We start from the raw sequence: 10,905 nt of genomic DNA on the forward strand, positions 1-10,905 counted from the left end.
TTTTCAGCTCTTCAAGCTTCTTGGTCAGCGCCTTGGAGCCGCCCTTGCCGTCGTCGTCGTCGTCTTCATCGAATTCGTCGAAGTCTTCTTCGGCCACGTAATCGTCGGCTTCGTTGGCTACCGTAAAGCCGTCCACCACGGTGGAAATAACGACCTTGCCTTCGCGGATTTCCTCGCCCAGCCGCATGACCTCTGCAATGGTTGCGGGGCTTTCAGAGATGGCTTCCATCATCTTCATCAAGCCGCCCTCGATGCGCTTGGCGATCTCGATTTCGCCTTCGCGCGTCAGCAACTCGACCGTGCCCATTTCACGCATGTACATGCGGACCGGGTCGGTGGTGCGGCCGAACTCGCTGTCCACGGTGGACAGCGCGGCTTCGGCTTGTTCTTCCGCTTCTTCTTCGGTCGCGACGGTTGCGCCGGTGTTGTTCAGCAACAGGGTTTCCGCGTCGGGCGCCTGCTCATAGACGGCGACGTCCATGTCGTTGAGCATGTTGACCACGACTTCCAGCGTCTCGGCATCGACCAGCTTGTCGGGCAGGTGGTCGGAGATCTCGCCGTGCGTCAGGTAGCCGCGGGTTTTTCCGAGCTTGATCAGGGTTTTCAGGCGCAGGCGGCGCTTGAGAATGTCTTCCTCGGACAGCACGGTCTCGTCCAGGCCGAACTCCTTCATCAAGGCGCGTTCCTTGGCCTTGCTGATTTTCATGCGCAGCGGCTTGACCTTCTCGGTCGTCTCCACCACGGGTTCGCCGACCAGATCGTCCTCGATGTCGGACAGGTCCTCGTCGCCGTCGAGCTTGCCGGCGACTTTCGGTTTGCGGCCACGCTTGGCGCCGGCGACGGCAGGCGCGCCTTCAGCGGCCGGGGCCTTGGGCGGGCGGCCTGGTTTCTTTTTTGCGGGCGCAGCAAGGAGTGCGTCGGCAGCGGCGATAAGCTGGGCTTTGGTACTGGTCTTGGACGGCACGGCTGGGACTTTCTTCAATGTGGTAGCAGATTTCGGAGGCTATCGGCTCACCGGAGCAAATAGGCAACTGACTTTGATGGATATGGTGGGTTTTCCGGGTTTTTCAACCTTGATGTGCGGGGGGCAACCGGCAGGGGACCTTCAGGTTCCGAAAAATGTCTGGATATCCATCCATGAGCAGTCGACAAACAAACATGCCTGGTGCCCGGACGGGATCAAGGCGCAATTGGCGGGAATTCAGATGTCAGGACGAGCGGCGTAAAAAACAAGCCAGTCCGTACGCAAGCATTGAAAGTGCATTGCAGGGGGCGGCTTATTTTTCAAGCAAACTGTTTGGGCGAACATTTGGTGTGCAGTCCTTGCGGGAGGTGGCCGTCTCGTGTGTGAGTTCCCTTGGGGTAAAGGGGGCCGTTGCCGGAGGTGCTGCTGTCGCGTTTGCTGCTAAAAATCGGATTATACCCTGATACGCCTGATTTTCGTGTATTTCGGGCCGTTTTCAGGGCGGCTTTCAGGGCGACTTTTCGGCCGCTTTTTTGGCTCTGGATTGCGCCATCAACTCGCGCAAACGCTGCAAGGCGGCCGGGTCGGTGGCTGCCCTTGCCGCCAGGTCGGCTTTTTCGCTTTCAAGCTGCAAGTCGAGCAGTTGCGCCATGATGCCGCGCATCTCGTCCCAGTCAGACACCACGCCTTCCAGGATTTGCGCCAGCTGGGCCACCGCATAGTGTTCATGGGGGTGGCCGCGCAGGCCTTCACGCAGGGCCGCCCAAGGCTGGGGACCGTGTTCGTGCAACTGGTTTTCCAGCCACACCATCAGCGGCCCGTGCGGCGCTGGCAGGGCCAGCAGCAAGTGATGTTCTTCGGTGCTGAGCCGGTCCCAGCTTTCGGACTCCGTCAGCAGCAGCCTGAGCACCCGGTCTTCCCGGCTGGCCGGCAGGATGCGGCCCGTGACGCGGCGCGGCGTCCGGCTGGCGCCGTGGGCCGTGCGGCTAAAGCTGCGCGGTGAAGCGGCCGGGCGCGAGAAATGAGGTTCAGCAAAGTGCGGTTCCGCAAAATGCGGCTCGGACGACGTGTAGTCGGCATCTTCGCGAAACTCGCGCAAATCCTGCAGGTAGTCCGGGTCGTCCTGATCGTCGGGGGGCTCCGGAATATGGTCGAAAGTTTGCGGTGTTTTGGGCTTGTAGCCCTTTTCCTGTGGACGTGATCCGCTATTGTTTTTATAGTTGTTTTTCCGGCTGCCTGAGGCCGGCTGCCACAGCTGCAGCAGTTCGCGGCTGTCAATCATCACCTGGTCGGCAATCTCTGCCAGCAGTTGCGGTTTGAGGCCGCCTTCGGGCAGCAGGCTCCACAGCGGGCGGGCGTTGCTGGCCATGTGGGCGCGGCCCTCGGCGGTGTCCAGGTCGCAGCCGTCTGCCGCGGCTTCCAGCAAAAAGCGGCTCAGCGGCACGGCTTTGCTGACATAGGCGGCAAAGCCTTGCTGGCCGTGTTCACGGATGAAGCTGTCGGGGTCGTGCTCGGCAGGCAAAAACAAAAACTTGACGGTGCGCACGTCGCTGGCAAAGGGCAGGGCGGCGTCCAGCGCCTTGCGGGCCGCGCGCCTGCCGGCGCTGTCGCCGTCAAAGCTGAACACCACCGAGTCGGTGAAGCGAAACAGCTTTTGCACATGCTCGGCCGTGCAGGCGGTGCCCAGCGTGGCCACGGTGTTGGCAAAGCCCCGCTGGGCCAGTGCCACCACGTCCATATAGCCCTCGGTGACCAGTGCGTAGCCATGCTCGCGCAAGGCGGTGCGCGCTTCAAACAGGCCGTAGAGCTCGCGCCCCTTGCTGAACACCGGGGTTTCGGGCGAGTTCAGGTACTTGGGTTTGTCATCGCCCAGCACGCGGCCGCCAAAGCCTATGCATTCGCCCTTGACGTTGCGGATCGGGAACATCACCCGGTCGCGAAAGCGGTCGTAGCGCTTGGCCTCGACGTGGCTGCCGGAGGCGCTGTCTTCTTCCGCATCGCCGCTGATGACCAGGCCGCTTTCTACCAGCAGCGGGTCGTTGTAGTCTGGAAACACGCTGGCCAGACTGCGCCAGCCCTGGGGTGCGTAGCCCAGGCCAAAAGTGCGGGCAATTTCGCCTGAAACGCCGCGGTCCTTGAAGTAGTCGATGGCGCGCTCCGAGGTGCGCAGATTGCGGCTGTAGGCCCTGCCGGCCTTTTCAAGCACGCTGGTCAGCGTGGCCTGCTGTTCCCGAATCTGCGCGGCCTTGGCGCGGTCCTGGGGCGAGACATCGTCTTCGGGCACCTGCAGGCCGTATTGCTGGGCCAGGTCTTTGACCGCCTCGATAAAGGTCATGCCGGCATGGTCCATCAGGAAACTGATGGCATTACCGTTTTTCCCGCAGCCAAAGCAGTGGTAGAACTGCTTGGTCGGGCTGACGCTGAAGGAGGGCGATTTTTCGCCGTGAAACGGGCACAGGCCCATGAAGTTGGCGCCGCCTTTTTTCAGCGGCACGTAGCGGCCGACGATGTCGACCACGTCGGCGCGCGCTAACAGCTCCTGGATGAATGATTGGGGAATAGCCACGCCTGTATTGTCCCCTACGCCCCCCGGCTATCAGGCGCTGACGCCGATTTTTACACCTGCGCTCAATGGCAGGGCTGGCCCGGGCGGCCTGATTAGTCGCCCATCACTAGGCCTTCGCGCCGGGGGTCGGCGGCGCCGAAAAAGCCGCCTGGCGTTTTCTGGATCGCCTGCAGGCCGCTGGTCAGCGGCACTTCGCGCACCTCGGCGCCGCGCGCACGCAGGGCCTGGACCGTGGCCGGGGCGAAGCGGTTTTCTTCGAGCATGCTGGGGGCGCCGGTCGCGCCAAAGTTGGGCAGGTCAATCGCCTGCTGGGCGTTCAGGCCCCAGTTGAGCACGCCGTACAGCGTTTTGGCGGTGTAGTGGATGATCATGGCGCCGCCCGGGCTGCCGCCGCTCATGAGGAGCTGGCCGCTGGCCTTGTCAAACACCAGCGTGGGCGCCATGGACGAGCGCGGGCGCTTGCCGGGCTGCACGCGGTTGGCCACGGGTTTGCCGTCGGGACCGGTGGGCGCAAAGCTGAAGTCCGTGAGTTCGTTGTTCAGCAAGAAGCCGCCCGCCTTGCCGGTGCCGCCATCGGTCATCAGGCGCGCGCCGAAGGCGTCTTCAATCGTGGTGGTCATGGCAACGGCGTTGCCAAAGCCGTCGATGATGCTGATGTGCGAGGTACCGTATTCGGGCTGCTCCGCCATGGGCGCATAAGCCGTCTTGACCGGGCCAGGCACGCCGGGCTGGGCGGCCTTCATGCTGGGGCCGCTGGCCTCGATCAGCTTGGCGCGCGCCTGAAGGTAGCCGGGCTCCAGCAGACTCGTCCAGCTGCCGCCGGGCGGCTGCACAAAGTCCGGGTCGGCGAGGTATTGGGCGCGGTCGGCAAAGGCCAGGCGCGACGCCTCGGTGTACAGATGCAGCCAGTCGGCCGAGGGCGTGGGGGCCGCGCTGCCCGGCACGCCGCCCAGGCCTGTCACCATCGGCAGCGTGGCGGCCGGCGTGTGGTTCAGGATGCCCAGGATTTGCCCGATGGCAATCGCGCCCGAGCTAGGCGGCGGCATGCCGCACAGCCGGTAGTCCTTGCCGCGCGCGCTGTAGTCGGCGCACAGCGGGTCGCGCTTTTTGGCCTGGTACTGCGCCAGGTCGCTGAGCGCCAGCGTGCCCGGGTTGGTGGCGTGGCCCTGCACTTTGGTCACGATGGCCTGCGCGACCGGGCCGGTGAGCAGCGCATTCGATCCTTGGCTGGCGATTTGCCGCAGCACGTCGGCCAGCGCCGGGTTGCGCAGCGTGCTGCCGGCGTCCACCGGCGTGCCGTCGGGCTTGTAAAAATAGGCGGCGGCCACTGCGTCGTTCTTGAGGTATTTTTCATCCTTGAGCAGGGTGTTGAGCCGCGCGCTGACCTTGAAGCCGCCTTCTGCCAGAGCAATGGCGGGCACGAATAATTGGGCCCAGGGCAACTTGCCGTGCTGCCGGTGCGCCATTTCCAGCATCCGCACCGTGCCGGGCGTGCCGACCGAACGGCCGCCGACCACGGCGTCATAAAACGGCATCGGCTTGCCGTCAGCGCCGATGAAAAGTTGTTCATTGACCGCAGCGGGTGCGGTTTCGCGGCCATCAAAGGCTTCCACCGTGCCGCCCTGGGCATGCAGCAAGAACGCACCGCCGCCAATGCCGCTGGACTGCGGCTCCACGAGCGCAAGCACCATCTGAACAGCAACAGCGGCATCCATGGCGGAGCCGCCGGCCTTCAGCACCTGGTAGCCCGCGTCGGTGGCCAGCGGGTTGGCGGCCGCAACGGCAAACCGGGTCGTGGCCCAGCCCGGTTTGGGGCTGTAGCCCGACGAGCCTTCGGGCTGCGCCGGGGCGCTGTAGGTGAAGGGTTTGACCGGGCCTGAAGGCGCGAAAAGGCCAGCGCAGCCCGCCAGCAAGGCCACGACGGCGGTGGAGGCGGCGATGCGGGTGAGCGTGCGGTTCATGCGATCTCTTCCTGAAAAGGGGGGCGCGGACGGGCCAGGTTCCAGTATCACATGAACGCGGTAGTACAACAATTTTTATCAGTCTTTTATGGCTTTAGCCTAATAAGATAAAGCGTTAGTAGCTATTAAAAAGAGAGTAAAAAAGCCCCGGCTGTAACGGTCGGGGCTTGGTTCTGACGACCCTGAAAGGCCCTGCAGTTTTTAGCGCGGTGCCAGGCGAATCGCGCCGTCAAGGCGGATCACTTCGCCGTTGAGCATGTCGTTTTCAATGATGTGTTTGGCCAGCTTGGCGTAGTCCTGCGGCGTACCCAGGCGCGAAGGGAAGGGCACGCTGGCGGCCAGCGAGTCCTGCACGTCCTGGGGCATGCCAAACATCATGGGCGTGCCAAAAATGCCGGGGGCGATCGTCATGTTGCGGATGCCGTTGCGCGCCAGATCGCGGGCAATCGGCAGCGTCATGCCGACCACGCCGCCTTTGGAGGCGCTGTAGGCGGCCTGGCCGATCTGGCCGTCGTAGGCCGCCACGGAAGCGGTGGAAATCAGTACGCCGCGCTCGCCGGTGGCTTCGGGCTCGTTCTTGCACATGGCTTCAGAGGCCAGGCGGATCATGTTGAAGCTGCCGATCAGGTTCACGGTGATGGTCTTGGTGAACACGGCCAGGCTGTGCGCGCCGTTCTTGCCGACGGTCTTTTCTGCGGGCGCAATTCCAGCGCAATTGACCAGGCCCATCAGCTTGCCCATGGACACGGCCTTGGCCACCACGGCCTGGCCGTCGGCTTCCTGGCTCACGTCGCACTTGACGAAAGCGGCATTGCCTTCGCCCAGCTCTTTGGCAATGGCTTCGCCTTTTTCGCCCTGCATGTCGGCAATCACGACTTTGCCGCCATTGGCGACCAGCATGCGGGCCGTGCCTTCACCCAGGCCTGATGCGCCACCGGTGACGATAAATACTTTGCCTGCGATGTCCATGGGGTTGTTCCTTGAGAGTGATAGGGTGATAAAACTTGAAAACGAAACTGCCTGAAATTGATGTTTACGTTTACGTTAACGTCAATCCGAGCGTCAATTATGGCCCATGAAAAAGCCCGGCCATTTTTCAATGGCCGGGCTTTATGCGGGGGTAGCGGGATTATTTGTAACCCACGCGGTCCAGCATCTGCTGCACTTTCAGCTGGTTGTTGGCCACGGCGCTGATGGGGATGGTCTCGGACTTGAAGCTGCCGCCCGTCATGGCTTGCAGGGCCGGGTTGCTCACCTTCACGCTGGCCACCACGGGCCATTCGTTGTTGCCGTTCGCAAAGTGGTTTTGCGCGGACGGGCTGGCCAGGTATTCCATGAACTTGACGGCGTTGGCCGTGTTCTTGGCATTTTTGGCCACGGCGGCGCCTGCAATGTTCACGTGCGTGCCCCAGCTTTGCTGGTTGGGAAACACCACGCCCACACGCTCCATGATGGCCTTGTCTTCGGGTGCATCGGAACGCATCAGGCGCGCCAGGTAATAGGTGTTGGTAATGGCAATGCCGCACTCGCCGCTGGCCACGCCCTTGATCTGGTCGGTGTCGCCGCCTTTGGGCGCGCGCGCCATGTTGGCGACCATGCCCTTGAGCCACTGCTCGGTCTTGGCTTCACCCAAATGCTCGGTGACGGCGCCAAACAGCGACAGGTTGTAGGGATGGGCGCCGGAGCGGGTGCACAGCAGGCCCTTGTTTTTCGGGTCGGCCAGTTCTTCGTAGGTATCGACATCGGCCTGCTTGACTTTCAGCTTGTCGTACACCACGACTCGGGCGCGGGTAGAAAAGCCAAACCAGCTCGTGCCTTCGGCGGTTTCTTTGGCGCGCAACTGGGCTGGAATCGCGGCTTCAAGCAGCTTGGACTTGATGGGTTTGAACAGCCCGTCAGCGTCGCCTTTGCCCAGGCGGGCCGCGTCCACCAGCAAGATCACGTCGGCCGGAGAGGCCGCGCCTTCGGCTTTGAGGCGCGCCAGAATGCCCGCGTCGTCGGAGTCCACGCGGTTGACCTTGATGCCGGTGGCTTTGGTGAAGTCTGCGTACAGTGCCTCGTCGGTCTGGTAGTGGCGTGCAGAATACAGGTTGACGGTCTGTTCCTGGGCGCTGGCAAGACCGGCGCAACCCATGACGCCGAAAAGGGTGGCGCTGGCCAGTGCAAGACGGGTACGTGAAGGAGATTTTTTGAACATGGTGAGCGTGATTCCTGAAGGTTGGAAAACATGAGTTTAATACAAATGCGAATTGTTCGCAATAGCTTTACGGCGAACAAGTTTTCGTGTCATGCGGCAACGGGTGGCAGTCTGCGTCTGCGCTTGCAGCGCCTGGGCGTGTTGCTGGTTTTGCCCGTGGCGCTGCTGGCCGGCTGTTCGAGCACACCGGTGGCCAAGCCGTCGCCGGTGGTTGAAAAGGCCGACCTGCCGGCCCGCAAGCCATTGAAGATCGGCCTGGCGCTGGGCGGCGGTGCGGCGCGCGGATTTGCCCATGTCGGCGTGATCGCCGTGCTGGAGGAAGCGGGCTTGAAGCCCCAGCTGGTCGTGGGTACCTCGGCGGGCAGCCTGGTGGCGGCCATTTACGCCAGCGGCAAGACCGGCGCCCAGCTGCAGCAGACGGCGCTGACGATGGAAGAGGTCGCCATCACCGACTGGATGCTGCCCATTTTTGGCCGGGGCATGTTTCGCGGCGATGCCCTGGCCCGCTACGTGAACCAGTTGGTGGGGGGCCGCCTGATGGAAAACATGGCGATGCCGCTGGGCATTGTGGCGACCGATCTGAACAGCGGCCAGGCCGTGCTGTTCCAGCGCGGCGACACCGGCGCGGCCGTGCGCGCATCCAGCGCAGTGCCGGCGGTGTTCGTTCCCGTCAAGATCAACGGCCGCGAGTATGTCGATGGCGGCCTGGTGTCCCCGGTGCCGGTGCGTTTTGCCCGGCAGATGGGCGCGGAACTGGTGATTGCGGTGGACATCTCCAGCCCGCCCGAAGGCAATCCGGCTTCAGATACGCTGCAAATTTTGCTGCAGACCTTTTCCATCATGGGCAAAAGCATCAACCAGTACGAGTTGAAAGAGGCCGATGTGGTGGTCAGGCCTTCGCTCACGGGACTGAAAAGCGCTGATTTTTCGTCCCGGCAGCGCGCCATCGATGCGGGCAGGGCGGCCATGCTCGCGGCCCTGCCTGCGCTCAAGGCCAAGCTGCAGGCCGGGGTAGCGCTGGCGCCCTAGAATTTTTGGTCAAAAAAAAGCCCAATCTTGCGATCGGGCTTTAAGCGGGTCCGTGAAACTGAATTTCTGGAAGGACCCGAGGAGACAACTGGTTTGAAACCCTGTTCAGTGGAACAGGGCGTCTGCAGGTCGGTTGATCAACGCTTTTTGGCAGCGGTCTTGGAAGCGTTCACTGCGGAAGCGGCAACCGTGTTGAAGTTGGTTTCGGCCATGTCGCTGGCTTGCTTGACGGCTTTTTGCACGGACTCGTACGCGGTGCTGGCAGCAGCAACGGCGGTTTTCATGGCGGCGACTGCGGCTTCGGAGCCGGCAGGTGCGTTTTTGGAAGCGCTTTCGACCAGGCCTTCGATTTTCTTTTGGGCTTCAGCAGCCTGGCCTTCAACGGTCTTGCTCAGTTCAGCACCGGCAGCCGACGTGATGTCGTACAGGTGACGGCTGTAAGCGGCGGTTTTTTCAGCCAGTGGCTGGACCATGTTGGCTTGCAGTGCCAGCAGTTCTTGAGCGTCTTTCACGCCCATCATGGCTTGTGCGTGGTTGGCTGACTCGGCCAGGGCGGCCTTGGTGGCTTGCACGTTCAGTTCGACCAGTTTTTCAACGCCTTCAAAGGCTTTCTGGGTCAGACCAAACAGGGTTTCGATGTTTGCTTTGTGGGAAGCCATGATTTGTTCAGCGGTCAGCATAATTAATATCTCCAATAAGTCTTGTTAACAATAAATAGTTGCTTTGCGCTGAATTGCTGCACTGCAACATGGCTCAAGTATAGGGAATACCCAGGCCATTGCAAGCAATTTTTTGTGTCGATGCAGCACTTTAGACACGGCGCCCTAGTTTGCAGGACCGCTCCCGGCGGGTTGCCCGCCCTGAAAATGCCCGTGGTGCCGTTCGTTTCACAATCGATCCTGCGCCGGTTTTGCCCGGTTTTTGGGCGGTCTTTTTTTTCAGGTTGCGTCATCTTGCAAGCTTTTTACGCCGACAACTTTGTACTGCCTTTGCCGCCCGGGCACCGCTTTCCCATGGCCAAGTACAAGCTGCTGCGCGACCGCGTGGTGAACGAATTGCCCGAGGTGCAGATGCAAGAGGCGCCCGCCGCCACGGACGGCGAATTGGCGCTGGTGCACGCGCCAGACTACATCAGCGCTATCACGCACGGCACGCTGCCTGCGCCCGCCCAGCGGGAAATCGGCTTTCCCTGGAGCCCTGGCATGTCTGAGCGCGCGCGACGCTCGGTCGGCGCGACGCTGGCGGCGGCGCGCAGCGCGCTGGGGCTGGCGGCCGGAACACGGCCCGGCGGCATTGCGGCCAACATGGCGGGCGGCACGCACCACGCCTATGCCCACAAGGGTGGCGGTTTTTGTGTGTTCAACGACGCCGCCGTGGCGGCCCGGCTGATGCAGGCGGAATGGGGCAGGGCGCACCGCAGCCATCGGCAGCCGCTTCAGGTGGCCGTGATCGATCTGGACGTGCACCAGGGCAACGGCACGGCCAGCATTTTTGCGCGGGACGACTCGGTGTTCACGCTGTCGCTGCACGGGGAAAAGAACTTTCCGTTTCGCAAGGAGGCCAGCGACCTCGATGTGGAACTGCCCGACGGCTGCCTCGATGCACCTTATTTACAGGCGCTGGAGCACGCGCTCGACGAGCTGGGCCGCCGCTTTGAGCCCGGGCTGGTGTTGTTTCTGGCCGGCGCCGACCCGTTCGTGGGCGACCGCCTGGGACGGCTGGCCTTGAGCTTTGATGGCCTGGAAGCGCGTGACCGCCGCGTTTTTGACTGGGCCTGGCAGCGGCGCATCCCGCTGGCGTTTTCCATGGCGGGCGGCTACGGCGTCCATATTGATGAGACCGTGCAGGTGCAGATGAACACCTACCGGGTGGCGCTGGACTACTGGCGCCGCTGGCATGCGGCGGCGCCTGGCGCCAACGGGCTGGCAAAATAGCCCCTCATGACTTCATCCACCCGGCCCCATGCCGAATTTCGCAGCGCCTACAAGGCTTTTCGCGCCATCGGCACCCGCTGGTCGGACAACGACGTCTACGGGCATATCAACAACGTGGTGTACTACAGCTGGTTTGACACCGCGGTCAATGGCCTGCTGATTGAGCGCGGCGCGCTCGACATTCATGCCGGCAAGGTGATTGGCCTGGTGGTCGAAACCCAGTGCAACTACTTTGCGCCGCTGTCTTTTCCGGA

Annotated in this window: 9 protein-coding genes; 3 read left to right on the plus strand and 6 right to left on the minus strand. The window is 62.6% G+C overall.

What is annotated here, in order from left to right; genetic code table 11:
* From IV091_RS07150 to IV091_RS07170, 5 genes are all read right to left on the minus strand, one after another.
* Positions 1–964: RNA polymerase sigma factor region1.1 domain-containing protein (locus IV091_RS07150; RefSeq protein ID WP_293466997.1), on the minus strand; the 964-nt coding region annotated here is incomplete at its 3' end.
* Positions 965–1,472: 508 nt separating this feature from the next.
* A complete protein-coding gene (gene dnaG, locus IV091_RS07155) occupies positions 1,473–3,530 on the minus strand; it encodes a DNA primase (protein WP_293466999.1) in 2,058 nt (685 codons plus the stop codon).
* 92 nt (positions 3,531–3,622) lie between these two features.
* Positions 3,623–5,491 (minus strand): gamma-glutamyltransferase family protein, encoded by a 1,869-nt coding sequence (locus tag IV091_RS07160; RefSeq protein ID WP_293467001.1) that lies wholly within the window; start codon positions 5,489–5,491, stop codon positions 3,623–3,625.
* 201 nt (positions 5,492–5,692) lie between these two features.
* Positions 5,693–6,460 (minus strand): 3-hydroxyacyl-CoA dehydrogenase, encoded by a 768-nt coding sequence (locus tag IV091_RS07165; protein WP_293467003.1) that lies wholly within the window; start codon positions 6,458–6,460, stop codon positions 5,693–5,695.
* Between the two features lie 160 nt (positions 6,461–6,620).
* Entirely contained in the window at positions 6,621–7,625 is a 1,005-nt protein-coding gene (locus IV091_RS07170) for an extracellular solute-binding protein (RefSeq protein ID WP_293467008.1), read from the minus strand.
* 93 nt (positions 7,626–7,718) lie between these two features.
* Between IV091_RS07170 and IV091_RS07175 the strand changes: the two genes are divergently transcribed.
* Positions 7,719–8,717 carry a patatin-like phospholipase family protein gene (locus IV091_RS07175; protein WP_293467005.1) on the plus strand — a complete coding sequence of 333 codons (999 nt, stop codon included), beginning with the start codon at positions 7,719–7,721 and terminating at the stop codon, positions 8,715–8,717.
* Between the two features lie 137 nt (positions 8,718–8,854).
* On the opposite strand, the gene IV091_RS07180 is transcribed toward IV091_RS07175, so the two are convergent.
* Positions 8,855–9,400, minus strand: coding sequence for a phasin family protein (locus tag IV091_RS07180; protein WP_293467009.1), 546 nt, complete (start codon positions 9,398–9,400; stop codon positions 8,855–8,857).
* Positions 9,401–9,670: 270 nt separating this feature from the next.
* Here IV091_RS07180 and IV091_RS07185 point away from each other — a divergent pair, with 270 nt between their 5' ends.
* On the plus strand, positions 9,671–10,651 hold the full coding sequence (locus tag IV091_RS07185; protein ID WP_293467006.1) for a histone deacetylase: 981 nt from the start codon (positions 9,671–9,673) through the stop codon (positions 10,649–10,651).
* A gap of 6 nt (positions 10,652–10,657) precedes the next feature.
* Positions 10,658–10,905 (plus strand): acyl-CoA thioesterase (locus IV091_RS07190; protein WP_293467007.1); only part of this gene is annotated, 248 nt, incomplete at its 3' end.

The organism is Polaromonas sp., assembly GCF_018780625.1.
Taxonomy (GTDB): domain Bacteria; phylum Pseudomonadota; class Gammaproteobacteria; order Burkholderiales; family Burkholderiaceae_C; genus Polaromonas.

Bases quoted from the DNA above. Each gene is read 5' to 3' on its own strand.
- IV091_RS07160 (WP_293467001.1), bottom strand. From the start codon at position 5,491: ATGAACCGCACGCTCACCCGCATCGCCGCCTCCACCGCCGTCGTGGCC.
- IV091_RS07165 (WP_293467003.1), bottom strand. From the start codon at position 6,460: ATGGACATCGCAGGCAAAGTATTTATCGTCACCGGTGGCGCATCAGGC.
- IV091_RS07170 (WP_293467008.1), bottom strand. From the start codon at position 7,625: ATGGGTTGCGCCGGTCTTGCCAGCGCCCAGGAACAGACCGTCAACCTG.
- IV091_RS07175 (WP_293467005.1), top strand. From the start codon at position 7,719: ATGAGTTTAATACAAATGCGAATTGTTCGCAATAGCTTTACGGCGAAC.